The 24,316-nt window shown below is 71.8% G+C and carries 18 protein-coding genes and 2 pseudogenes; 12 read left to right on the top strand and 8 right to left on the bottom strand.

Annotated features, from left to right (window positions below; translation table 11 throughout):
• Positions 1-216: 216 nt before the first annotated feature.
• The gene (locus tag OG446_RS12640) at positions 217-1,578 is read right to left on the bottom strand and encodes a tetratricopeptide repeat protein (protein WP_328894126.1); all 1,362 of its coding nucleotides are present in this window, start codon (positions 1,576-1,578) and stop codon (positions 217-219) included.
• Positions 1,579-1,819: 241 nt separating this feature from the next.
• Between OG446_RS12640 and OG446_RS12635 the strand changes: the two genes are divergently transcribed.
• On the top strand, positions 1,820-2,299 hold the full coding sequence (locus OG446_RS12635; RefSeq protein WP_328894125.1) for a hypothetical protein: 480 nt from the start codon (positions 1,820-1,822) through the stop codon (positions 2,297-2,299).
• A gap of 90 nt (positions 2,300-2,389) precedes the next feature.
• Positions 2,390-3,316 (top strand): spermidine synthase, encoded by a 927-nt coding sequence (locus OG446_RS12630; protein ID WP_389262300.1) that lies wholly within the window; start codon positions 2,390-2,392, stop codon positions 3,314-3,316.
• A gap of 60 nt (positions 3,317-3,376) precedes the next feature.
• Here OG446_RS12630 and OG446_RS12625 read toward each other — a convergent pair whose 3' ends face one another.
• Positions 3,377-3,922, bottom strand: coding sequence for a hypothetical protein (locus OG446_RS12625; protein WP_328894124.1), 546 nt, complete (start codon positions 3,920-3,922; stop codon positions 3,377-3,379).
• Positions 3,923-4,011: 89 nt separating this feature from the next.
• Here OG446_RS12625 and OG446_RS12620 point away from each other — a divergent pair, with 89 nt between their 5' ends.
• From OG446_RS12620 to OG446_RS12610, 3 genes are all read left to right on the top strand, one after another.
• On the top strand, positions 4,012-4,722 hold the full coding sequence (locus OG446_RS12620) for a response regulator transcription factor (protein ID WP_328894123.1): 711 nt from the start codon (positions 4,012-4,014) through the stop codon (positions 4,720-4,722).
• Positions 4,719-6,170 carry a sensor histidine kinase gene (locus OG446_RS12615; protein ID WP_328894122.1) on the top strand — a complete coding sequence of 484 codons (1,452 nt, stop codon included), beginning with the start codon at positions 4,719-4,721 and terminating at the stop codon, positions 6,168-6,170. Before OG446_RS12620 ends, OG446_RS12615 begins: the two co-directional genes overlap by 4 nt.
• Positions 6,171-6,298: 128 nt before the next feature.
• A complete protein-coding gene (locus tag OG446_RS12610) occupies positions 6,299-7,774 on the top strand; it encodes a glycoside hydrolase family 18 protein (RefSeq protein ID WP_328894121.1) in 1,476 nt (491 codons plus the stop codon).
• Positions 7,775-7,878: 104 nt separating this feature from the next.
• Here the strand turns inward: OG446_RS12610 and OG446_RS12605 are convergent, their stop codons facing one another.
• On the bottom strand, positions 7,879-9,618 hold the full coding sequence (locus tag OG446_RS12605; RefSeq protein ID WP_328898282.1) for a 2-isopropylmalate synthase: 1,740 nt from the start codon (positions 9,616-9,618) through the stop codon (positions 7,879-7,881).
• Between the two features lie 211 nt (positions 9,619-9,829).
• On the opposite strand from OG446_RS12605, the gene OG446_RS12600 reads away from it, so the two are divergent.
• A complete protein-coding gene (locus tag OG446_RS12600; protein WP_443050094.1) occupies positions 9,830-10,534 on the top strand; it encodes a FadR/GntR family transcriptional regulator in 705 nt (234 codons plus the stop codon).
• A 26-nt stretch (positions 10,535-10,560) separates the two neighbouring features.
• Here OG446_RS12600 and OG446_RS12595 read toward each other — a convergent pair.
• A pseudogene (locus OG446_RS12595) lies at positions 10,561-10,839 on the bottom strand (aspartate 4-decarboxylase); the annotation flags it as partial.
• Positions 10,836-11,957, bottom strand: a pseudogene (locus tag OG446_RS12590) (TrkA C-terminal domain-containing protein); the annotation flags it as partial. The pseudogenes OG446_RS12590 and OG446_RS12595, both read right to left, overlap by 4 nt.
• Positions 11,958-12,634: 677 nt before the next feature.
• Between OG446_RS12590 and OG446_RS12585 the strand changes: the two are divergent.
• The 5 genes from OG446_RS12585 (at position 12,635) to OG446_RS12565 (ending at position 18,985) form a co-directional block, all read left to right on the top strand.
• Positions 12,635-13,963 carry an ABC transporter substrate-binding protein gene (locus OG446_RS12585; RefSeq protein ID WP_328894119.1) on the top strand — a complete coding sequence of 443 codons (1,329 nt, stop codon included), beginning with the start codon at positions 12,635-12,637 and terminating at the stop codon, positions 13,961-13,963.
• A gap of 227 nt (positions 13,964-14,190) precedes the next feature.
• A complete protein-coding gene (locus OG446_RS12580; protein WP_328894118.1) occupies positions 14,191-15,180 on the top strand; it encodes a carbohydrate ABC transporter permease in 990 nt (329 codons plus the stop codon).
• Between the two features lie 15 nt (positions 15,181-15,195).
• Positions 15,196-16,116 (top strand): carbohydrate ABC transporter permease, encoded by a 921-nt coding sequence (locus OG446_RS12575; RefSeq protein WP_328894117.1) that lies wholly within the window; start codon positions 15,196-15,198, stop codon positions 16,114-16,116.
• A gap of 127 nt (positions 16,117-16,243) precedes the next feature.
• Positions 16,244-17,704 carry a GH1 family beta-glucosidase gene (locus tag OG446_RS12570; RefSeq protein ID WP_328894116.1) on the top strand — a complete coding sequence of 487 codons (1,461 nt, stop codon included), beginning with the start codon at positions 16,244-16,246 and terminating at the stop codon, positions 17,702-17,704.
• A gap of 249 nt (positions 17,705-17,953) precedes the next feature.
• Positions 17,954-18,985 (top strand): LacI family DNA-binding transcriptional regulator, encoded by a 1,032-nt coding sequence (locus OG446_RS12565; RefSeq protein WP_328894115.1) that lies wholly within the window; start codon positions 17,954-17,956, stop codon positions 18,983-18,985.
• Between the two features lie 181 nt (positions 18,986-19,166).
• Here the strand turns inward: OG446_RS12565 and OG446_RS12560 are convergent, their stop codons facing one another.
• Complete coding sequence (locus tag OG446_RS12560) at positions 19,167-19,538, bottom strand: winged helix-turn-helix transcriptional regulator (RefSeq protein ID WP_328894114.1); 372 nt, start codon at positions 19,536-19,538, stop codon at positions 19,167-19,169.
• Positions 19,539-19,631: 93 nt separating this feature from the next.
• Here OG446_RS12560 and OG446_RS12555 point away from each other — a divergent pair, with 93 nt between their 5' ends.
• Entirely contained in the window at positions 19,632-20,471 is an 840-nt protein-coding gene (locus OG446_RS12555; RefSeq protein WP_328894113.1) for an SDR family oxidoreductase, read from the top strand.
• A 231-nt stretch (positions 20,472-20,702) separates the two neighbouring features.
• Here OG446_RS12555 and OG446_RS12550 read toward each other — a convergent pair whose 3' ends face one another.
• Together OG446_RS12550 and OG446_RS12545 are read right to left on the bottom strand one after the other, a co-directional pair.
• The gene (locus tag OG446_RS12550; protein WP_328894112.1) at positions 20,703-21,425 is read right to left on the bottom strand and encodes an ABC transporter ATP-binding protein; all 723 of its coding nucleotides are present in this window, start codon (positions 21,423-21,425) and stop codon (positions 20,703-20,705) included.
• A gap of 6 nt (positions 21,426-21,431) precedes the next feature.
• Positions 21,432-24,245 (bottom strand): ABC transporter permease, encoded by a 2,814-nt coding sequence (locus tag OG446_RS12545; RefSeq protein WP_328894111.1) that lies wholly within the window; start codon positions 24,243-24,245, stop codon positions 21,432-21,434.
• Positions 24,246-24,316 lie beyond the last annotated feature (71 nt).

Here is a 24,316-nt window from a genome sequence, read left to right as displayed (position 1 = left end):
TTGAAGGGGCGGGCTGATCTGAAGGTTTCCGGCCTCCGGGGCGCGGGGTTCCGTCCTCAAACGCCGGACGGGCTTGAAGGGGCGCCAGGCCGTCCGTGAACGTCGGACGGGCTCGAAGGGGCGACAGGCCGTCCTCGAACGCCGGACGGGCTTGAAGGGGCGACAGGCCGTCCGCGAACGCCGGACGGGCTTCAGTGGCCCGTCGGGCCCGTCCGCCTACGCACCCGTCGCGGACATCGCATGGCGGTCCAGGAAGTCCTTGACGTCCACCGAGCCACGGCCCCGGGGGCGCAGGACCGTCACCGCGTCCGCCAGCATCGACCGGATCCGGGAGGACTGGACCTGATCGAGCAGGTCCAGCACCCGGTGCCCCGTCGCCGCCGCCTCCTCCATGAGGCCCGCCCGCGCCAGGTCCGTGGTCAGCTCGGCGCGGTACAGCGCCAGGTTCCGGGTGAAGTGCGGGTCCTGCAGCCGCGTCGCCCGCCGTGCGTGGCGTGCGGCCCTCGACCAGTCGCCCAGCGCCGACCAGCACTGCGCCTCCAGCATCTCCAGCTCCGCCTCCCGGAAGAAGGTCATCCACTCGGGGTCCGCCGCGGACGGCCCCTTCCCGAACGCGGTGTGCGCCCGGCCCAGCGCCCGTTCGCAGCCGGTACGGTCCCCGAGCCCGGCCCGGCCCCCCGCCTCCCGCAGCGCGAGCAGCGCCAGCAGTCGCGGCGAGCCGAGCGGCTGCGCGGCGCGGTGCCCCGCCTCCGCCGCGCGTACGGACTCGCGCGGCCGGCCCGTGTCGCGGGCCAGGAACGACGCGTTGCAGAACGCGTGCGCCTCCAGCGCCGGATCCCCGGCCAGCCGCGCGGTGGCCAGCGCCTCCGCGTAGTGCGAGCGGGCGTCGTCGAACCGGCCCGAGTCATGGGCCAGCCAGCCCACCGAGATGGCCAGCTCACCGGCGCCCGCGTGCAGCCGGTCGGAGGTGGAGCGGCGGGTCGCGGCGCCGGAGTCGAGCAGTGCGTACGCCGCCCGCAGGGGCTGCGAGGCCCGCCGGTAGAGGCCGTCACCACCGTGCCGGTCGTCGAGCAGGCGGATCTGCCGCACCGCCTTCTCGACGGCACCCACCTCCGCTTCGCCGACCCGGCGCTGCACGGGCACGGCGGCGGCCACGCCGCCGAGACCCAGGCCCAGGGAGGCGGCCGCCACCGCGGTGGTGCCGCTCGTCATGAATGCGCGACGCAGCACGTCGCTCTCCTCATCGGTGTCGCTGCCGAACACGAGCAGCGGGGAAGTCGGGGGGCGCGGGGTGTCCGAGGCGGACCGGGCCCCCCGGCCGCGTACCGATTCGCGCGGTGAGAAGCCCAGGTCCGCCAGGTTCGCCCCGGGGAACATGTGCAGGAAGACCCGCTCGTACGCGTAGTTGGGACAGCGGATCTCGCCGGACTCCACGCGTCCGATGTACCGGGCGTCGCACGCGACCTGCTCACCGATCTCGCGAGCGGACCTGCGTACCGCGGCAGCGAACTCCCCGGCGGAGCGCTGTCCGCGCAGCCGCCGGAAGGCGATGTTGGGAACTGCCCGTGTCGACACCATGGCGGGGCCCTCTCTGGTGCAAGCCGGGCGCCTGTCTCCGGTGTCCCGGCGGAGCAAGAACGTACCTGCTGTGACGGGACGCACACGCTGCGTTTCCCAGCAAACCGGACATCTCGCCCGCGATCCGCCATGAACTGCCACCCTTTGGCGCGGTGCTGCACCGTAGCCCTTGACGCGGTCGGCGCGTTGGTCCGTGAGGAGACGGAGTCCGGCTCCGCCCGGCGATGAGAGGAGAGGTCCCTTGTTGCACCTCGGTACGGCGACCGGCTCGCGAGCGACCGCGACGAACGCGACGACGGTGGCCACCACGGCGACGACCGGCACCACGGCACCTGCCGAGGAGCCCGGCGTCCCCGGCAACCCCCCGGCCCCCGAACCCTGCGACCTCGTGACGGTCCCCGCCCGCCAGGGCCTGGAGGCCGTCGACATCCTGCGGCGCGGCGCCGACCAGGAGGCCGTCGGGCCGGTGCTCCACGACGGGGCGTGCGCCACACTCGGCTTCCTGGTGCCCCCCGGCACCGCGCAGGCCTGGGACGTACCGGGCAGCGCCTGTACGCAGACCGACGGCCGCGGGCTGCGCATCCCCGCCGAGCCGCCGTCCCCCGGCAGCGGCTGGCTGCTGCCGCCCGCCGACGACACCCCGGTCACCGACCCGGCCGTGCTGCGGGCCGCGCTCGACCAGGCCGCCCGGCTGATCGAAGCGGCCGACAACTGCCGCTGAGCTCATAATGGCCGGACGGCGGGTGCCTTGAGCAGCCGTCACGGCCGGTCCCCGACCGGCCCCGGACATGATGAGCAGGGACGAGGGGCAGTGGCACGTCGAGGAGCGGCCGGCGGCGCGGGCGACCGCAAGCAGCGCGCGGACCGCAGGACCGACCGCAAGGCGGCGCGCGGCTCCGAGCGCCCCGAGGGCAACGTCACCGAACCCGTGGACGGCGGCCTCGCCGAGCTCGTCCCCGACCGGGAACGCCGGCGTGCCTGGACCCTGACGATCGACGGCGCCCCGCAGTCCCATGTGGACCTGGACGACCCGACGTACCTCTCCTTCGAGTACCAGCGCCGCATCGGCCACATCATCGACCTGGCCGCCCCGCCCGGGCAGCCGCTGCACGTCGTGCACCTCGGCGGCGGGGCCTTCACCCTCGCCCGCTACGTCGCCGCGACCCGCCCCCGCTCCACCCAGCAGATCGTCGAGGTGGACGCCGCCCTCGTCCAGCTGGTGCGCCGGGAGCTGCCGCTGGACCCGCAGGCCAGGATCCGGGTCCGCGCCACCGACGCCCGCGCCGGGCTCGGGAAGATCCAGGACGGCTGGGCCGACCTCGTCATCGCCGACGTCTTCAGCGGAGCCCGTACGCCCGCCCACCTCACGAGCACCGAGTTCCTCGCCGAGGTGCGCCGCGTCCTGAAGCCCGGCGGGACGTATGCGGCCAACCTCGCCGACGGGCCTCCGCTGGCCCATCTCCGCGGCCAGATCGCCACCGCCGCGACCGTCTTCCCCGAGCTGGCGCTCGCCGCCGACCCGACCGTCTTCCGCGGCCGGCGCTTCGGCAACGCGGTGCTGCTCGCCTCGGACGTGGCGCCGAAGGCCGCGGAGCTGACCCGCAGGGTGGCGACCGACCCGCATCCGGGCCGGGTCGAACACGGGCGGGCGCTCGCCGACTTCACCGGCGGCGCGGCCGCCGTGCACGACGCGGACGCCCGGCCCTCGCCCGCGCCGCCGCCGTCCGCCTTCGACTGAACCGGAGCGCGGGGCCTCACGGCGGAGCCCCCGCGCCCTCGCGGTGTCACGAGGGGAGCGTCACGACTTCACGATCTCGACCTGCGGCGGATGGTCGTTCCAGGTACAGAAGACCGACACCGTCGTGTTGTCGTCCCGGGTGAAGTTCACCCGGATCCAGGTCGTGTTCGTCCACACCTGCACCGACCAGCCCTGCTCCGGAGTCGCCGACACCAGTTTCGCCGAGTCCGTACCGAGCTCGAAGACGATCCGTCCGCCGTCCGTCCGGTAACTCTTCGCGGTGCCCGACGCCGTGGCCGTCTGCCGCGGCGTGCCGGCGGGGGTGCGTGACGGCGTCCGGGATGTCGTCACGGACGGCTTCGGCGTGGCCGTGGCCCGGCGGGTGGCGGACGGGCTCTTCGACGGGGACGGCGCCGGGCGGTGCGTGGAGGACGACAGGTTCTCGGTGCTGTCCCGGTCGCCCCGGGCACCCGCCTCGATCGGCACCGCGCGCGGCGGGTCGTACGCCGTGCCCGCCATCACGGTGTGCACACCCCACCACGACAGCGTGACCGCGGCGCCGGTGGCGAGCGACCACGCGAGCGCGTGTACGAGACCTCGTTGCATCCGGCACATCCTGCACCACGGGCCCGGCCCTGTCCCCACTACCGTCACCGAGCGGACCGCACCGGGCCCGATGGCGTACGGTGCCGCCCATGCCAAGTGTGCTCGTGGTCGAGGACGACCAGTTCGTACGTTCCGCCCTCATCCGGCACCTGACCGAGGCCTCCCACACGGTACGGAGCGTCGGTACGGCGCTGGAAGCGCTGCGCGAGGTCGCCCACTTCCGGTTCGACGTGGTCATCCTCGATCTCGGACTGCCCGATCTCGACGGCGCCGAGGCGCTGAAGATGCTGCGCGGCATCACCGACGTGCCGGTCATCATCGCGACCGCGCGCGACGACGAGAGCGAGATCGTCCGGCTGCTCAACGACGGTGCCGACGACTACCTGACCAAGCCGTTCTCCGTGGAGCACCTCTCGGCCCGGATGGCCGCCGTGCTGCGCCGCTCACGGGCGGCGGGCGGCGAGGCCCCGCCGCCGCGCGTCATCCAGGTCGGCGGACTCTCCATCGACCCGCTGCGACGCCAGGCCCAGCTCGACGGCACGGAACTCGACCTCACCCGGCGCGAGTTCGACCTGCTGACCTTCCTGGCCGGCCGGCCGGGCGTCGTCGTCCCGCGCAAGGAACTCCTCGCGGAGGTCTGGCAGCAGTCCTACGGGGACGACCAGACCATCGACGTCCACCTGTCCTGGCTGCGCCGGAAACTGGGCGAGACCGCCGCCCGGCCCCGCTATCTGCACACCCTGCGCGGCGTCGGCGTGAAGCTCCAGCCGCCCGCCGCACCCCCGGAGCAGCCCGCATGAGATGGGCCCTGGTCAAGGTCTGCCTGGCCGTCACCGCGATGGTCGTGGTCGCGTTCGCCGTACCGCTCGGCCTCGTCGTCAAGGAGATGGCGCGCGACCGCGCGTTCACCGACGCCGAACGGCAGGCCGCGACGATCGGACCCTCCCTCTCCATCACCACCGACCGCGCCCAGCTCCAGAGGGCCGTGCTCACCACCGAACCCGGGGCCGCGGGCAGGATGGCCGTCCACATCCCGGCGTCCGACGAGACCGGCGGCGTGGCGGTGGAGATCGGCAGCCGGCGCGCGACCCGCAAGGACCTGGAGACGGTACGGGAGTCGGGGCGCGCCTCCATCACCGAGGTGAGGGGCGGCTCCGCGCTGCTCCAGCCGACCGCGCTCGGCTCCGGAGGCATCGCCGTCGTCGAGGTGTTCGTACCCGAGGACGAGGTCTCCAACGGGGTCGCCACCGCCTGGCTGATGCTGGCCGGCGTCGGCATCGCGCTCATCGTCGGCTCGGTCGCGGTGGCCGACCGGCTGGGCGTGCGCATGGTGGAACCTGCCCGCCGCCTGGCGGGCGCCGCCCAGGACCTGGGGGAGGGGCGGCTCGGCACCCGGGTGCCGGAGGAGGGGCCGACCGAACTGCGGTCCGCCGCAGCCGCGTTCAACTCCATGGCCGACCAGGTCGTCCAGCTCCTGGCCAACGAGCGCGAACTGGCCGCCGACCTCTCGCACCGGCTGCGCACCCCGCTCACCGTGCTCCGGCTCAACGCCGCCTCGCTCGGCGAGGGCCCGGCGGCCGAGCAGACCAGGGCGGCCGTCCAGCAGCTGGAGCGCGAGGTCGACACGATCATCAGGACCGCCCGGGAACAGCGCCCCCAGACCCAGGGGCAGAACGGCGGGCCCGGGGCCGGCTGCGACGCCTCCGAGGTGATCCGTGAACGGATGGACTTCTGGTCCGCGCTCGCGGAGGACGAGGGCCGCGAGGTGCGCCTCGCGGGAGTCGACCGTACGGTACGCATCCCGGTCGCCAGGCCCGAACTGGCCGCCGCGCTCGACGCGTTGCTCGGCAACGTCTTCCGGCACACCGCGGAGGGCACCGCCTTCGCCGTCGACGTCCACCACAGCGGCGACGCGGTGATCGTGCTCGTCTCGGACGCCGGCGGAGGCATAGCCGACCCGAAGGCCGCACTGGCACGCGGCGGCAGCGGCCGCGGCGGGGCACGGGGGGCGGTGGGCTCGACCGGACTGGGCCTTGACATCGTCCGCCGGGTCGCCGAGTCCACCGGCGGCGACGTGCGGATCGGGCGCTCGGTGCTCGGCGGCACGGAGGTGCGCATCTGGATCGGGCTCGACGGGCAGCGGCCGCAGCGGCGCGGGCGCGGCCACCGGGTGGGACGGCCGCGACGAGGTGTGACCGGACGCACCGGAAGGCCCCGGTTCCGCTCCGGCGCGGGCCCGAACCTTTAGTGCGGCCGATGCGCTCCTTAAGCCAACCCTAAGAACATCAACTCCAGTCCGGTTCATGCCCTTTGTCGGATTCGGTGCGGCTAGCGTGCTCCCGCATCCCCACATCCGTACGACGAGGCAGGAACGCGATGGGCACCAGCACGCACCGGCGCAAGGCGAGCACCAGGACCAAGGCGATCGGCGCGGTCGTCGCCGCGGCCGTGATCGGCGGCACGGTCTTCGCCCTCACCGGCACGGCCCAGGCGGCGGCGGTCGGCGCCGCGTACACGAGGACCAGTGGCTGGACCGGTGGATACACCGGGCAGTACGTCGTCACCAACGACACCGGCACCGCCAAGTCCGGCTGGACGCTCGAATTCGACCTGCCGGCGGGCACGAGGATCAGCTCCCTGTGGAACGGCGAGCACACGGTCAGCGGCAGCCACGTCACCGTGAAACCGGCGAGCTGGAACAAGGAGCTCGCGCCCGGCGCTTCCGTCACCGTCGGCTTCGTCACCAGCTCCGACGGCACGGCCGCCGACCCCACCGGCTGCCTCATCGACGACACCGCGTGCTCCGTCGACACCGGCGCGACACCGGAACCGAGCGGCCGCCCCACCGAGACGGCGACCCCCACCCCGACCGCCACCCCCACACAGCAGCCCAGCGAGACCGCCACGCCGACCCCCACGCCGAAGCCCACCGAGACCGACAGCGGCGGCGGCACGGCGAACGGTGCGGGCTTCGCGCCGTACGTCGACACCTCGCTCTACCCGGCGTTCGACCTGGTCGACACCGCCACCAGGACCGGCGTGAAGCAGTTCACCCTCGCCTTCATCACCTCCGGCGGCAGCTGCGCCCCGCTCTGGGGCGGGGTCACCGGACTCGGTGACGACCACGTCGCCTCCCAGATCGGCGCCCTGCGCTCGGCGGGCGGGGACGTCCGGGTCTCCTTCGGCGGCGCCTCCGGATCCGAGCTGGCACTGAACTGCGCCTCGGCCACCGACCTGGCGGCGGCGTACGGCAAGGTCGTCGACACCTACAAGCTGACCAAGGTCGACTTCGACATCGAGGGCGGGGCGCTGCCCGACACGGCGGCCAACTCCCGCCGCTCCCAGGCCATCGCCCTGCTCCAGAAGTCCCATCCCGGCCTGGACGTCTCCTTCACCCTGCCGGTGATGCCCGAGGGCCTGACCCAGCCCGGCGTGGACCTGATCGCCGACGCGAAGAAGAACGGCGTGGACGTCGGGGCGGTCAACGTCATGGCGATGGACTACGGCGCCTCGTACAGCGGCGACATGGGCGCGTACGCCATCCAGGCGGCGACGGCCACCCAGGCCCAGATCAAGGGGGTGCTGGGGCTCTCCGACGCGGACGCGTGGAAGACCGTGGCCGTCACGCCGATGATCGGCGTGAACGACGTGGCCACGGAGATCTTCAAGGTGGAGGACGCCACCCAGCTGGTGACCTTCGCCAAGGAGAAGGGCCTCGCCTGGCTGGCCATGTGGTCGGGAACCCGGGACAAGGCGTGCGCGGGCGGACCGAAGCCGTCCGCGGACGCCTCGTGCAGTTCCATCGCGCAGGAGCCGCTCGCCTTCACGAAGGCGTTCGGCGCGTACAAGTAGTAACCCAGCAGCCGATTTCCCCCGCCCGTGCATCCCGGCCGGCCCCCACACTCCCCCCACCCGGCCGGGGTGCGCGCCCCTTTGTCCGCAGGGGCGGTCCGGCGTTACGCCCGGGCCCGGTTCACCGCCGACAGCACCGCCGCCACCGACGCGGCCACGCCCGACGCGTCCTGGCCCGCGCCCCAGCGGACCTGCTCGCCGACCCGGCATTCCGCGTACGCCGTGACCGGCCCTCCGGCGGCCCCGTGCTCCGCGAAGTCGAGGACCGCGACCTTCACCCCGGCACCCTCCAGCGCGTCCGTGAACGCGGACACCGCACCGCTGCCCCTGCCCTCGTAATCGCCCTCGCGCCCGTCCACCCGCAGTGTGCAGACGAAGCGGTACTCACCGGCCGGGCCGTCGTCCGTCGACCAGGAGGCCAGGGCGGCCGAACCGTCCCTGCCGGGGGCCAGATACGTCGCGTCGAACAGGTCCCACAGGTCCTTCGGCGTGGCCTCCAGACCGCTGTCGTCCGTCGCGTCCTGCACCGTGCGGGAGAAGTCCGCCCGCATCCGGGCCGGCAGGTCCACCTCGTGGTTGCTCCGCAGCAGGTGGGCGATGCCGCCCTTGCCGGACTGGCTGTTGACCCGGATGACCGCCTCGTACGTACGCCCCACGTCCGCCGGGTCGATCGGCAGGTAGGGCACCGACCACAGCTCCGAACCGCCGGCGGCGTGATGCGCGAACCCCTTGCTGATCGCGTCCTGGTGGGTGCCCGAGAACGCGGTGTACACCAGGTCGCCGCCGTACGGATGGCGTGGCGGCACCGGCAGCCGGTTGCAGTGCTCGACCGTGCGGCGGATCTCGTCGATGTCCGAGAAGTCGATCATCGGGTCGACACCCTGGGCGTGCAGGTTGAGCGCCAGGTTGACCAGGTCGACGTTGCCGGTGCGCTCCCCGTTGCCGAACAGGCAGCCCTCCACCCGCTGCGCCCCCGCCAGCACGGCGAGCTCCGCGCAGGCCACGCCCGTACCGCGGTCGTTGTGCGGGTGGACGGAGAGGATGACGGAGTCGCGCCGGTCCAGATGGCGGTGCATGTACTCGATCTGGTCCGCGTACACGTTCGGCGTCGCGATCTCCACCGTGGCCGGCAGGTTGTGGATGACCGGCCGGTCAGGAGAGGCGTCCCAGAGCCCGGTGAGGCTGTTGCAGATCTCCAGCACGTAGTCGGGCTCGGTCAGGATGAAGACCTCGGGCGAGAACTCGAACCGGATGTCCGTCCCGGGCCTGGCCCGCGCCAGCCGGTCCATCTGCCGCGCGGCGTCCAGCACCACGCCGTGCACCTCGGCCCGGCTGCGGCCGAGGACGACGTCGCGCCAGACCGGCGCCGTCGGGATGTAGAGGTGGACGACCACCCGGTCCATCCCCGCGACGGACTCGAAGGTCCGCTCGATCAGCTCGGCCTTGGCCGGGGTGAAGACGACCACGGTCACGTCGTCGGGCACGGCCCCGCTCTCCGCCAGATGCCGCACGAAGCCGAAGTCGGTGCGGCTGGCGGAGGGGTAGCCGATCTCGATCTCCTTGTAGCCCATCGAGACGAGCAGATCGAACATCCGGCGCTTGCGCGGGGTGTCCATCGGTTCGGCCAGGGCCTGGTTCCCGTCGCGCAGGTCGACGGGGACCCAGAGGGGCGCGCGGTCGATACGGGCCTGCGGCCAGCTCCGGCCGGTCAGCGGAATGTCGACGCGGTCGAACGCCGGCCGGTAGCGGTGCGAGGGCATCGAGCTGGAGCGTTGCGGGTTCCAGCGGGGCGAGGCCTCGGGTACGGGCCCGCGGGGCGTGCAGATCGTGGGGAAGCCGTGCATCGGTGACATGACGTCGGACGGGGACTCGGACGTGAGCTCGGACATGAACGCGGTCTCGTTTCGCATCGCCGGATGCGACCGGCACAGCACGGCACCCCGCGGCGGGGTGCCGATCGCTTCAGGCCCCGCCGCGGCAGCCGAGAAGGAGGAGACCGCCGTACGTCATGATCAGTACACTAGCCACAAAACAAGTCCTCAGACAACCTGACAGGTGAATCCCGTGTCCTCGCTCGGCCCGCTCCACCCCAGCCCCCTGGTCGAACAGGCCACACGTCATCTGCGCGCGCAGATCACCGAGGGGCACTGGCCGGTCGGCACGAAGATCCCCGGCGAGACCACACTCGCCAAGACGCTGGGCGTGGGCCGCTCCACCGTGCGCGAGGCGGTGCGCACGCTCGCCACGCTCGGGCTGCTCCGGTCCCGCCAGGGCGCCGGCGTCTTCGTCATCGCCGACCACGAGGCGGAGGAGTGGCCGGTCAGGCTCCGGCGGGCCGCGGTCACCGACGTCTACGAGGTCCGCATGCTCATCGAGGTCCAGGCCGCCCGCCTCGCCGCCCGGCGCCGCACCGACGAGGACCTGATCGCCCTGGACGCGGCGCTCGCGGCCAGGCGGGAGGCGGGCGCAGGGCCGGACGACGCCGCGTTCGTGGACGCGGACATCGCCCTGCACCGGACGGTCGTGGCGGCCGCCCACAACCCCGTACTCACCGATCTCTTCGCCGAGTTCGCCCCCGTACTGCGGCAGGCCCTGATCGACCTCGTGGACCTGCTCGGGCTGCGCCGCGGCGACCCGCACCACGGTGACGCGCAGCACCGGGCGCTCGTCACCGCCGTGGTGGCCGGTGACGCGGAGTCCGCGGGCCGGGCCGCCCAGGCGGAGCTCCAGCACACCCTGGACCGCCTGCGCGCCGCCTGACCGGCCCGGCCTCCGGACGAGGGGTCCTACGCGGCCCCGGGCCCCGAGGCCCGCCACTCCTGCGCGTACTCGTCGAAGATCGCCCGCAGCTGGTGGCCGATCTTCAGGTAGTCGAGGTCGTCCAGATTGGCCAGGGAGACGCGGACCAACCACTCCGGTCCGTCGAAACCGCCGCCGTTCAGCAGCACCACGGACGTCTGCTCGGCCAGCCGGAACAACGGGTCGACCGGCTCGTAGTTCTGCTCCAGGTAGTCGGCGAACTCCTTGCCCAGGGTGCGTTCCGCCTCGGCCAGCAGGTCCAGCTCGCGATCTTCGCGACGAGCTTGTTGAGGCCCGCGCGGGCACCCACCAGGGTCAGCACGTCGCCGCGCTCCACCTGTGTCTCGGCCGAGGCGGGCAGGTGCTGGTCGTTGCGCAGCACATCCGTGATGTACACGCCGTCCCGGCGGAACTCGTGGTGGTCCCGCTCCAGCTCGGCGATGGTCGACCCGGCGGTGGCCTTCTCGGTGACCGCGACCTGGCGGGTGGCCAGCGGGGTGTCGAGACCGGGCACGGCCGGGGTCTCCGGGCCGATCACCCGGCCGGCCGCGATGAATCCCGCGCCGCCGGCCCACCAGTTGGACCAGGTCGCTCAGGGTCAGCTCCAGATCGGGGGAGGGGTCCAGCAGCACACTGCCGCGCTTGACGCCCTCCACCGTGACGACGCCCCCCCCAGGGAGGCCTCCAGCTCGCCCACGCTGCGGCCGTCCGCCGTGGTCACCAGGAAGGTGCGGCCGACCGTCCTGGGCAGCGCCTCGCGCTCGTCGGACTCCAGGCCGTGGACGCCGCCGCGCATCTTCTCCCAGAGTTCGCGCGAGGCGTCCGCCAGGTTGATGCGCAGCAGCATCGGCATGATCTGGCTGGTGTAGAGCACGATGGTGACCAGGCCGAAGAGGTAGCAGACGGTGTACGCGGTGGCGACGTGCCCCTGGTACTGGGTGATCTGGGCGGCGGTCAGGTCATCGAGCCTGCCGATGGCCTCGGTGGCCGTACCGACCACGGCGGACTCGGTCGCCGCGCCCGCCAGGATGCCCGAGGCGGTGCCCACATCGAGGTCGAACGCCTTGGCCAGGCCGAAGGCGATGCCGAGCACACAGACCAGTTCGATCAGGCACAGGGCGAAGAAGCGAAGGCTCTTGCGGTTGAGGTTGGCGAAGAACTGAGGCCCGGCCAGATAGCCGAGCGAGAAGATGAACAGCGCGAAGAAGACCGTCTTGACGTCGTCGTTCACGCTCACGTGCCGGGTGCCGATCAGCAGCGAGACGATCAGGGTGCCGCAGATCCCGCCGAGCGTGATCGGGCCGACGCGGATCTTGCCCACGAGATAGCCGAGGGACAGACAGAGGAAGAGAGCAAGTTCGGGATGGTCGCGGACTACTCCCATCCGGCGTCACCCGCCTTGGGCGACAGAAGTGATCATTAGGCGCATAAGGGTGAAATTAACAGAGTGCGCGAGGGTCGGCATGTCAGGTTCGCCGGTGCCGTATGGGGGTGCAACGGCCCCTCGGGGGGCGTTGTTCGGTCATCGGCCGGGCCGCTTTCCCGGCCACCGTCCGGCGCTCGGCTTCGGGGAAAGAACGCGGGGGTGGGTCTGGGTGGCCCCTGGGTGCGACATCCCGTTCACCTTCCGGCGGGCGCCGTCGCGAGAATCGGGGGTGGCGGGGGGTGTTTCCGGGGTGTGCCGGAAAACCGGCGCAATCGGCCCCGCCTGCCGGCGCAGGCTTCAAGATCGACTGCCAACAGGGCTGTCACCTGCGGGAATTCGGGAATCGCTTCGTCCGCTTCCCTTGGTTGCGTGCTTTGGCAAGCCTTCGGCCGGACACGGTCTCGTGACTTGCAGGACACGCTCGCGCAACGGAAGCGCCTTCAACTCTTGACACCCACCCCTCCCAGGCAGCAACCTTCCGACATCGACGCATGGGAGCGCTCCCACATCGCAAGAGGTTTTTTCGCGCGAACGGCACTGCCCGTGTCCTCCCCCCTGAACCATCTGGCACCCGCACTCACCAGCGCGTATGCCAAGCAGTGAGCCAGTCCCACCCTGGAACAAGGAGTAGTGGAATGCGTATCACCCGCACCGCCGCCGGTCGGAGCCGCAGAGTCGCGGTTCTGGCCACCACGGGCCTGACAGCCACGGCGCTGTTGCTGACCGGCTGCAGCAGCGACTCCGACTCGTCGGACGACACGTCCTCCGACGCGAACGGGAAGATCACGCTGACCGTCGCGGACTTCGGGCAGTTCGGCTACAAGGAAGCCGGTCTCTTCGAGAAGTACCACGAGCTGCACCCGAACATCACGGTGAAGGAAGAGACCACCGCCAAGGAGGAGGACTACTACCCCAAGCTGCTCCAGCAGCTGAACTCGGGCAGTGGTCTGGCCGACGTCCACGGCCTCGAGGTCGGACGCATCAAGGAGCTCGTCGACACGCAGGCGGACAAGTTCGCCGACCTGAGCAAGGTCATCGACGTCAACGAGTGGGTGTCCTGGAAGGAGAAGCAGGCCACCTCCAAGGACGGCAAGGTGATCGGCGCGGGTACCGACATCGGCCCGATGTCGCTCTGCTACAACACCGAGCTCTTCAAGAAGGCCGGCCTGCCGACCGACCGCAAGGAAGTCGCCGCGAAGATCGCCGGGGGCTGGGAGGACTACCTCAAGCTGGGTGAGGAGTTCAAGAAGAAGGCGCCCAAGGACACCTACTTCATGGACTCCGCCAGCGCGATGTACAACGCTGTCGTCAGCTCGAACCCGGAGCAGTACTACGACGCGAGCGGCAAGGCGATCTACAAGGAGAGCGCCAGCGTCAAGCAGGGGTGGAACCTGTCGGCCGAGGCCGCGGACAAGGGGCTGACCCAGGGCCTCGCACAGTTCAGTGACCCGTGGAAGGCCGCTCTGCGCAAGAGCACGATGGCCACCGTCGTCTGCCCGGCCTGGATGGCCGCCCAGATCTCGGTGAACGCCGGTGACGCCAACAAGGGCAAGTGGGACATCACCACCGCCCCGGGTTCGTCTGCCGCCAACTGGGGCGGATCGTTCCTCGGTGTGCCCACGTCGGGCAAGAACGTCGAGGAGGCCGGCAAGCTCGTGAAGTGGCTGACCGCCCCCGAGCAGCAGGCCGCCGTCTTCAAGGCCGTCGGCCTCTTCCCGTCCAACAAGGGCGCGTACGAGCTGGCCGACGTGAAGACCGGCAAGCTCCCGTACTTCAGCGACGCGCCGATCGGCGAGATCTACGCCGATGAGGCCAAGTCCATCCCCGAGGCCGTCATCGGCCCGAAGGACGCGGACATCAAGCAGGCCATCTCCACCCAGATCAACAACATGGAGCAGCGCGGAACCGACCCCGACAAGGCGTGGGACGCGGCAACGGAGCAGATCGACAAGGTGATCGGCTGACGTTCGCAGCGGCGGGCGGCCCCCGGGCCGCCCGCACCTGCGTGTCCCCACCCCAGGGGCCCGGGGCCGAGGAACGGCAAGCCTGACGGAGGGCTTGCACGGGGCGACCGGGACTTCCCGGCCGCCCCGTGGAAGCCCACCGCACGCGCCTGTCGCCGGCGGCCCCGGCCCGTCCCGCCCGGCCCCGTACCCGGGTAACCAAGCAATCCAGGGAAGGACTCCCGCCCGTGGCCACCTCGACTCCCACCCGGGACGCATACGCCCCGCCACCCCCGAAGAAGGCGGTGAGCGACCGTCGGCAGACGTGGCGCAGCCGCCTCTGGCGGTTCGACGACAAGGCGTCGCCGTACGCCTACATAGCCCCGTTCTTCCTCGTCTTCGGCGCCTTCGGGCTCTATCCGCTGATCTACACCGGCTGGATCGCCCTGCACCGGGTCGAGATGACCGGCCTGGACCAGATGGAATGGGTCGGCTGGGACAACTTCGACAAGATCCTGAACGACTCGGAGTTCTGGACGGCCGTCACCAACACCTTCCTGATCGGTGTCATGTCGACGGTCCCGCAGCTGCTCGTGGCCCTGGGCCTGGCGCACCTGCTGAACTACAAGCTCCGGGCCAGCACCTTCTGGCGCACGGTGATCCTCACCCCGTACGCCACCTCGGTGGCCTCCGCGGCGCTCGTCTTCGCCCTGGTCTTCCGGGCCGACGGCGGTCTGCTGAACTGGGCGCTGGAGTTCGTCGGCTTCGGTGACACCAACTGGGCCAACGGCCACTGGACGTCCAAGATCGCCATCTCCATCATCGTGATCTGGCGCTGGACCGGCTACAACACCCTGATCTACCTCGCCGCGATGCAGGCCGTGCCGAGCGATCTCTACGAGGCCGCCTCGCTCGACGGCGCCTCGCGCTGGCAGCAGTTCCTCAAGGTGACCATCCCCTCGCTGCGGCCCACGATCCTGTTCACGATCGTCATCTCGACCATCGGTTCGATGCAGCTGTTCGGCGAGCCGCTGCTGCTGGAGGGCGGCGCCCTCGGCGCGACCGGCGGCAGCGAGAACCAGTACGAGACCCTCAGCATCTACCTCTTCAACTACGGCTGGAAACTGGGGCATCTCGGCCCGGCCGCCGCAGTGGCCTGGGCGATGCTCGCCCTCCTGCTGCTCATCGCCGCGGTCAACTGGCTCATCGGCCGCTTCGTACGCAAATCCGCGGTCTGACCGGGAGCGATATCCATGACCATCACCAGCCCCACCAAAGTTTCGGGGTCCGTCCGCCCGGTGCGCACCGCGCACCGCGCGCAGAAGCGCCCCAGCCGCTTCAAGCCCGGTGCCGGACAGCAGTTGAAGGGCGGTCCCTTCGCCTACATCGCGCTGACCGTCGTCGGCATCGGCTCGCTGCTGCCGCTGTACTGGACCCTCGTGGCCGCGTCCCACACACAGGACGAAGTTCTGGCCACCACCCCGCCCTTCCTGCCCGGCGGACGGCTGTTCCACAACCTCGAAGCCGCCTGGGACCAGGCCCACCTGGGCAAGGCGATCGTCAACAGCTTCATCGTCTCCGGCTGCATCACGCTGGCGACGCTCTTCTTCTGCACCCTGGCCGGCTACGCCTTCGCCAAGATGCGCTTCCGCGGCCGCGGGGCGCTGATGACCGCGGTCATCGCGACCCTGACGATCCCGCCGCAGCTCAGCGTCGTCCCGCTGTTCATGATGATGGCCGACCTCGGCTGGAGCGGAAGCCTGGAGTCGGTGATCTTCCCGACCCTGGTCAGCGCGTTCGGTGTGTTCTTCATGCGGCAGTACCTGATCGAGGCGCTGCCGTACGAGCTGATCGAGGCAGCCAAGATCGACGGTGCGAGCAACTTCCGTATCGTGCGGAGCGTCGTGCTGCCGGTGGCCCGCCCCGCGATGATGGTGCTGGGCATGCTCACCTTCGTCCAGGCGTGGAACGACTTCTTCTGGCCCTACCTCGCGCTGACCCAGCAGAACCCCACGCTTCAGGTGGCCCTCGGCTCACTGAAGGCCTCCTACACCCCCGACGAGAGCATCGTGATGGCCGGCGCGCTGATCAGCACGCTGCCGCTGCTCGTGGTGTTCGTGATCTTCGGCAAGCAGATCGTCGGCGGGATCATGTCCGGCGCCGTCAAGGGCTGACGTTCCCGCGGTCACTTCGTCTTCCCGGAACTCCCGTACGGCCCGTGCCTGACCGCGGGCTGTACGGGCTCCGGAGTTCCACCCCTGTTTCCCGCCCCTGTCCGTCCACACTTGGGAGCGCTCCCGCATGACTGCCGTACGACCCGACATCGCCCCGAAGCAGGCGCCCGAGGCAACGCGATTCCCCACGGGCTTCGTCTGGGGAGCGGCCACCGCCGCCTACCAGGTCGAGGGCGCCGCAGCCGAGGACGGCCGCACCCCTTCCATCTGGGACACCTTCAGCCACACCCCCGGCAAGGTCCACAACGGTGACACCGGTGACATCGCGGCCGATCACTACCACCGCTTCCGCGACGACGTGGCGCTGATGAAGCAGCTGGGTCTGAAGGCGTACCGCTTCTCCATCTCCTGGTCCCGGGTGCAGCCCACCGGCCGCGGCCCCGCCGTCGAGCGCGGTCTGGACTTCTACCGCAAGCTCGTCGACGAGCTGCTCGAAGCGGGCATCGCCCCCGTCGCGACCCTCTACCACTGGGACCTGCCCCAGGAGCTGGAGGACGCCGGCGGCTGGCCCCAGCGGGTCACCACCGACCGGTTCGCCGACTACACCGCCATCATGGCGGGCGCGCTCGGTGACCGCGTCACGACCTGGACCACCTTCAACGAGCCGTGGTGCTCGGCCTTCCTCGGATACGGCTCCGGTGTGCACGCTCCCGGCCGCACCGAGCCCGCCTCCGCCCTGAGGGCGGCCCACCACCTCAACCTCGCCCATGGCCGGGCGATCGAGGTTCTGCGCGATCAACTCCCCGCTGGCGCGCAGACCTCGGTCACCCTCAACCTCCACCAGGTCCGCCCGCTGACCGCGAGCGCGGCCGACGCGGACGCCGCCCGCCGGATCGACGCGGTCGGCAACCGGATCTTCACCGGTCCGATGCTGCGCGGCGAGTACCCCGAGGACCTGCTCGCCGACACCGCGCACCTGGTGGACTGGTCGAAGCTGGTCCAGGACGGTGACCTGGCCGCCATCTCCCGTCCGGTCGACGTCCTGGGTATCAACTACTACACGCCGACGCTGGTCTCCACGCCGGAGAAGGGCGAAAGCGGCAGTGGCAACGATGTCCACGGCGCCAGCGAGTTCTCCCCGTGGCCCGGCTCCGAGCACGTCGCCTTCCACCTCCCCGAGGGCAAGGCGCGCACCGCGATGAACTGGTCGATCGACCCCAACGGGCTCTACAACCTGCTCATGGACGTCAGCCGTGACCACCCCGGACTGCCGCTGATGGTCACGGAGAACGGCGCCGCCTTCGACGACTACGTCTCGCCCGAGGGCCGGGTGGAGGACCCCGAGCGGATCGCCTACCTGCACGGTCACCTCGACGCCGTGCAGCGTGCGGTGGCCGACGGCGCGGACGTCCGCGGCTACTTCCTGTGGTCGCTGATGGACAACTTCGAGTGGGCGTACGGCTATTCGAAGCGCTTCGGCACCGTGTACGTCGACTACGCCTCCCAGCGCCGCATCCCCAAGGCGAGTGCCCACTGGTACTCCGATGTGATCCGGCGTCACGCCCTGCCGGAGGCGGGCCTTTCCTGATCCTTTCCTGATCCTCGCGCCACCTCTGGGACCCGGCTCCATGCCGGGTCCCAGTCGTGTGCGCGGCCGTTTTCTCCGTCGGCCCCCGGGACCTGCGCGGCCCCGTTGACCACGCGCGTAGAGTGGGAGCGCTCCCACGATCTTGTCCGTGGAACGGCGGGCCGGTCCCGTTGAGTGTCAAGGGAGCCAACACCAGGACTTGGTTTGGTTATCCGACTGTGAGAAATTGACCGCGAACGGGAGGCAGCCATGACGGCAGCGCGAGTACGGAGCGGGGGCCGGCCCACGCTCGAAGAGGTCGCGGCACGGGCGGGGGTGGGGCGCGGCACCGCCTCGCGGGTCATCAACGGTTCACCCCGGGTCAGCGCGCACACGCGCGAGGCGGTGGAGGCGGCCGTCGCCGAGCTCGGGTACGTACCCAACCGGGCGGCCCGCGCCCTGGCCGGAAACCGGACGGACGCCATCGCGCTCGTCGTTCCCGAGTCGGAGAGCCGCTTCTTCGGGGAGCCCTACTTCTCCGACATCGTCCGCGGCGTGGGCGCGGCCCTCGCCGACACCGAGATGCAGCTGCTGCTCACCCTCGTCGGCAGCGACCGGGAACGCCGAAGACTCGCCCAGTACCTCACCGCGCACCGGGTGGACGGCGTCCTGCTGGTCTCCGTGCACGCCGACGACCCGCTGCCCGATCTGCTGGAACAACTCGGCATGCCCGCGGTCATGAACGGCCGCAGGTCCGCCACGGAGCCGCTGCCCTCGGTCGACTCGGACAACTTCGAGGGCGCCCGCGGTGCCGTCGAGCACCTCGTCTCCCGGGGCCGCCGCTCCATCGCGACCATCACCGGCCGCCTGGACGTCTACGCCTCCCAGCGGCGCCTCGACGGCTACCGCAAGGCCCTCGCCGACGCGGGCCACGAACCCGACGAACGGCTGATCGCCCCGGCCGACTTCTCCGAGGAGGGTGGTGTCCGGGCCATGCGCGAACTGCTCGAACGCCGCCCGGACGTGGACGCGGTCTTCGCCGCGTCCGACCTGATGGCCGCGGGCGCCCGCCAGGTGCTGCGCGAGGCAGGCCGGCGCATCCCGGACGACGTGGCCCTCATCGGCTTCGACGACTCGGCCGTGGCCCGTCACATGGACCCGGCGCTGACGAGCGTGCGCCAGCCGATCGAGGAGATGGGCCGGGCGATGACCCGGGTGCTGCTGGAGCAGATCGCGGGCGAGAACACCGAGCGTCCGCAGATCGTGCTGCCGACCGAACTGGTGGTCCGGGACTCGTCGTGAGGACGCCATGGGTACGCTGCCCAGCCTCCGCCTGCCGGCCTGCCGCGGCTGCGCGGCGTGGTCGATGAGCTTCGCGAGGCGCGCCACGGCCGGGTAGTCGGCGTCCGATGCCCGCCGCCGCGCCGGCGGAGCGAGGAAGGGCCGGGAGCGGGCCGTTCCGGCTCCCCTCGCCCGTTCCGGGTTACGCCGCGCTGCCCGGCGACAGCCGCTGTGTGACCAGGTCGAACAGGTCCGTCAGCGGCTCGCCGACGTCCCGGCCGAACTCGGTCAGCCCGTAGGTGACCTGGGGCGGCGTCGTCGGCTCGACCTCTCTCCAGACCAGGCCGTCCTCGACCAGTGCCCGCAGCGTCTGGGCGAGCATCTTCTCGCTGATGCCCTGGATGCTCCGGCGCAGCTCGTAGAACCGAAGGCTGTTGCCGCGCAAGGAGATCAGCACCCAGACGCCCCACCTGCTGGTCACGTGGTCGATCACGTTCCGCGCGGGGCAGTCGGTGTGAAACACGTCATACGGCGTCCCCGCCTCGGCCTGCCTGTCCTGCACGCTTCCCGTCATGGCATGAGCTTACCCAAAGGTATGTCCTTACCAAAAGTTAGTCCGTGCTCCTAGCGTGCAGGCAACAAAGGGCAACCGACGAAGGAGCAGACCATGATCGTGGTGACCGGGGCTACGGGAAACATCGGCCGGCCGTTGACGCAGGCGCTGGCCGGGGCGGGCCGAGAGGTGACGGCCGTGTCACGGCACACGGCGGCGGTGCCGGACGGCGTCCGTCACGTGGTGGCCGACCTGGCCGAGCCGGCCGGCCTCAAGCCCGCGCTGGACGGGGCGGAGGCGTTGTTCCTGTTGCTCTCCGGCGACCTGCACGCCGCTGGAGCCAGTCCCGCCGACATCATCGGCGAAGCAGCGGCCGCCGGAGTCCGGCGGGTCGTCCTGCTCTCCACGCTCGGCGTGGTGACCAGGCCCTTCGGCTCCACGCGGATCGCAATGCGCGAACTGGAGGACACCCTGCGGGAGTCCGGCCTGGAGTGGTCCATCCTGCGGCCGGGCGGCTTCGCCTCCAACGCCCTGTGGTGGGCCGAGTCCGTCCGCACGCACCAGGTGGTCGCCGCCCCCTTCGGCGACATCGGGGTGCCGGTCATCGACCCGGTGGACATCGCCGAGGTCGCGGCGGCCTGCCTGCTGGACGACCGGCACATCGGCGGCGCCTACGAGCTGACCGGCCCGGAGGTGATCACCCCGCGTCAGCAGACGGCGGACATCGCCGCCGCGCTGGGCTCGCCGGTGGCGTTCCACGAGCTCACCCGTGCCGAGGCCAAGGCCGCCATGTCCCTGAGCATGCCGGGGGAGCTCGCCGACGACACCCTGGACATCATCGGCTCCCCGAGCCCGGCCGAGCTGCGCATCAGCCCGGACGTCGAGCAGATCCTCGGTCGCCGCGCGCACACCTTCGCCGACTGGGCGGCCCGCAACGTGGCGGCGTTCCGCTGAGACCGGCCGGCGCCGCAGGAACCGACGCTGCGGCTCGGCCGGTGTGCGGCGGCGGTTCCCGACCGGGGCGCAGGGACCGTGGCAGCCGACAACCTCGGCCGGGCCCACGGCCCGTCCGGGTGGGAGGGGTCGTGGGCCGGGGACGGACGCTCCGCACCCCGGCATCCGGCCCCTCCCGCGCCGGCCCCTCCCGCGCCGGCCCCTCCCGCGCCGGCCCCTCCCGGGGCGTCGTCAGCCCGAGTCGGTGACCGTCCGCCCGTCCCGCAGGCCGATCACCCGGTCGCAGGTCTCGGCCACCTGTTCCTCGTGCGTGGCGATCAGGACCGTGGTCCCGTGCTCGCGCCCGAGCCGCACGATCAGGTCCATGACCGCGGCTCCGGTGGCCGAGTCCAGGGCTCCGGTGGGCTCGTCGGCGAGCAGGAGCCGGGGCGTGGCGATCAGGGCACGGGCCAGCGCGACGCGCTGCTGCTGACCGCCGGAGAGCTGCGCGGGGTGGGCCTTCTCGCGGTCGGCCAGCCCCACGGCCTCCAGCAGCTCACGGGCGCGCGCGGGGGCGTCGAAGCCGGCCCGGCGGGGCAGCACGGGCGCCAGGACGTTGTCGATGACGGTCAGGGCGGGCAGCAGGTGGAAGCGCTGGAAGACGAAGCCGACCGTACGGCGGTAGGCGGCGAGCCCGCGGGGGCGCAGGGCCGTCACCTCGGTCTCCCCGACCCGTACCGAGCCCGAGTCGGCGCGTTCGATCGCACCCAGCAGATGCAGCAGGGTCGACTTGCCGGACCCCGAACGGCCGGTGAGGGCGACGATCTGCCCCGCGGGGACCGTCAGGTCGATCGCGGCGGCCGCGGTGATCGCCGCCGCGCCCTTGCCGAAGACCTTGCTGAGCCCGACGACCTCGACGGCCGCGCCGGCGGTCACCGCTCGTCCGGTCAGCCGCTCTGTTCCCGTGTCCGACATGGCTTCCTATTCCTCCTGGAGGAGCACGCTGGTGGGGCTCCGGGTGAGCATCACCGCGGGGACGAGCGAGGCCGCGGCGGCGAGGGCGACCCCGGCCGCGGCGGCGAGCAGCGCGGTGGTGACGAGGGCCGCGGTGACGGTGCCGGTGAGCCAGGCGATGAGGCCGGTCCCGGTGGCGGCCCCGGCGGTGGCGCCGAGGGCCCCGAGAACGGCGCCCTCGGTCAGGACGAGCCGGGTGAGTTCGCCGTCCGACCAGCCGGTGGCCTGCAGTACGGCGAACTCGGCGGCCCGTTCGCGGACGCCGAGGTAGATGACGTCGGCGGCGGCGAACGCGCCGAGCAGGGCGGTACCGGCGGCGGCGGCGATGTCGACGCCGCGGGCCTCGAGCGCGATGGCGTCGCCCATCACCGTGCCGACGACATCGTCCTCGAACGACCAGAGGATGGCGGCGACCGCGGTGACCGCCGCGACCCCGACGGCGAGAGCCGCCGCGCCCAGCAGCGTCCGGCCCGGCACCCGGGCCAGGTTGGCGCGGGCCAGACCGGCGACGGTGCGGTGCCGGCGCGGACGCCGGGCCGCGCGGACCGCCGGGCGCAGGCTCGTGGCCGGGTGCCCCGCCGAAGCGCGCAGCGCGGGCACGGCCGCGGCGAGGACGGACAGGACGAGCGCGATGGGCACGGCCGCGGCAGCCCGCAGGGGCGAGACGCCGAGGCCGGCCGGCCCGGCGAGCAGCAGGGACAGGAGCGCGCCGAGGACCCCCGCGACGGTACCGAGCAGAGCGGTCTCACCGATGACGAGCGAGGTGACCCGGGAGCGGGACCAGCCCAGGCAGGCCAGCACCGCGAGTTCGCGCCGGCGGTCACGGACGGCGGCGGACGCGGAGTTGACGAGGAAGAGGGCGCAGACCCCGAGGACGAGCCCGAACAGCAGCAGGCTCTTGCGGTCGGACGCCTCGACGATGCGCGCGGCGACGCCCTTGCGCGACCAGCCCTCGGACAGGGCCAGTGCCGGGCGCCCGTAGTCGCCCGCCGGCAGGTGGACGGTACGGGGAGCGGGGGAGGATCCCATGGTGAGGTCGACACCGAGCCCGGTCTCCTTGCCGATCCGCTCGGCGACGAGACGTACGCGCTCGCGGGACTGCGCGTCGGTCCCGGTGACGCCGTCGACGCGGACCCGGATCGCGGAGATGGGCGCCGCGGCCTGTTCCGAGGCGGGATCCAGGACGCGGGGGAGTGCGGCGAGCGTGGTGAGGAGCTGGGGCGGGGTGGCGAGGTAGCCGCCGGGGTTGGAGTTCGGCATCAGCGCCCGGCCGCCCAGCAGCGTGCGCGCGGTGGCGTCGGCCCCGGTCGCCTCGACCGGCTGGTACGTCTCCATCGGGACCTCGGACAGGGCCGAGAACTCGGTCAGCCGCTTCGGGTCGTACGTCCCCACAGCCAGCCCGTCCCCCATCCAGGCGCCGGACCGGAAGTCGGGCGCCTGGTACTCGGGTACGCGGGTGAGCGGCCGCTGTTTGCTGTCCCGCGCCAGCCACGGGGTGGGCCACCCGGTGTGGTTGCTGTTGGCCCACAGCTCGTCGAGGTCGGCCGGGACCGTCCGCGGAGTCAGGCTGCCGTCCGCGGCGGCCCGGTAGGAGGGCGCTCCGGACTGGATGATCCGGTACAGGTCGGCGCCCCTGCGGTCCGTCCCGTAGACCTTGTCGACGGAGTAGGAGCGGTCGGCGACGCGGGCTCCGCGCTGCTCTTCGATCGCCGTGTCGAGGGCCCGGCGGGCCAGGCCGGCGAGAGGGACCGGCCCGTCGGGCGAGCGGGAGACGGCGACCGAGAGCTGCTCGTCGACCTGCGGCTCGGTGGACATCAGCAGGGGTACCGACCGGCTCCGCCCGGAGTCCGCGGCCCGGTCGGCCACGGTCTCCGTCTGCCGCAGGTAGCGGCCGGACACGAGCGCCTTGTCCAGCCCGACCAGCTTCGCCTCCTGCCCCGGGTCGATCGCCGCGAGCAGCATGGAGACCGGCCAGGAGATGTCCACGGTCAGCCGGGGCGACGTCTCCCACTCCGTCCGGAAGGACCCGTCGCCGGCCAGGTGGACGGCCTCCAGGTGGCCGCGGCTGCTCGCGGACTGCGACAGGGAGACATCAGTGGCGCAGACCGGCACGGAACGGCCGTCCGGCATCACCTCCAGGGGCGGCAGGGACTGTCCCGGGTTGTCGCAGACGGCCAGCGCCTTCCTGGTGTCGAACCCGTTGGGGTAGGAGGGGGGCGGGGAATGCCAGGAGGGGTCCGACCGCTCCCTCGCCAGGTCGATGTGGGATTCGGGCCACACGACCTTGTTCCTCGTCACGTAGACGTAGTTGGGCAGGTCGTCGTCGAGCGTGCTGAGTCCGCGGTCGGTGTGCCAGGTCGGCTTCACGGTGATCAGCTGCTGGGTACGGGCGCGGTCCACCTGCTCCGTGACGTCGACGGCGGCCCTGCTGTTGGCGAGGACGTACCCGACCATGGCGACCGGCGCGGCGACCTCCACACCCGTCATCCGCGCGATCCGGTCCTGCTGGCCCCGGGTGATCCCGCCGAACTGCCCGGACAGGAAGTTGGGCCGCACCAGCCCCTGACCGCTCTCCTGCTCGCTGTGCGATCCCGCGGGCCGGACCAGGATGTCGTAGGCGCCGCGGAAGTTGTCGTTCACGGTTCCGGTGGTGCGCAGCTGCGAGGTCTCGGCGGTGGACGTCAGAAGCGTGAAGCCGGTCGTCGCGGCCAGCACTCCTGCGACGAGCGCCAGACTCCGCCCGGCTCTGTGCCGGACATGACTGAAGGCGGTGCCCAGCACCTGGTCCCCCTCGCGGAATGCCGGTGTGCGGACACGGGCGTCCGTGTCCGCACACCGGCGGCTCGATCGTT

The organism is Streptomyces sp. NBC_00236, from assembly GCF_036195045.1.
GTDB lineage: Bacteria > Actinomycetota > Actinomycetes > Streptomycetales > Streptomycetaceae > Streptomyces.
This window is presented reverse-complemented; position numbering and strand designations above follow the sequence as displayed.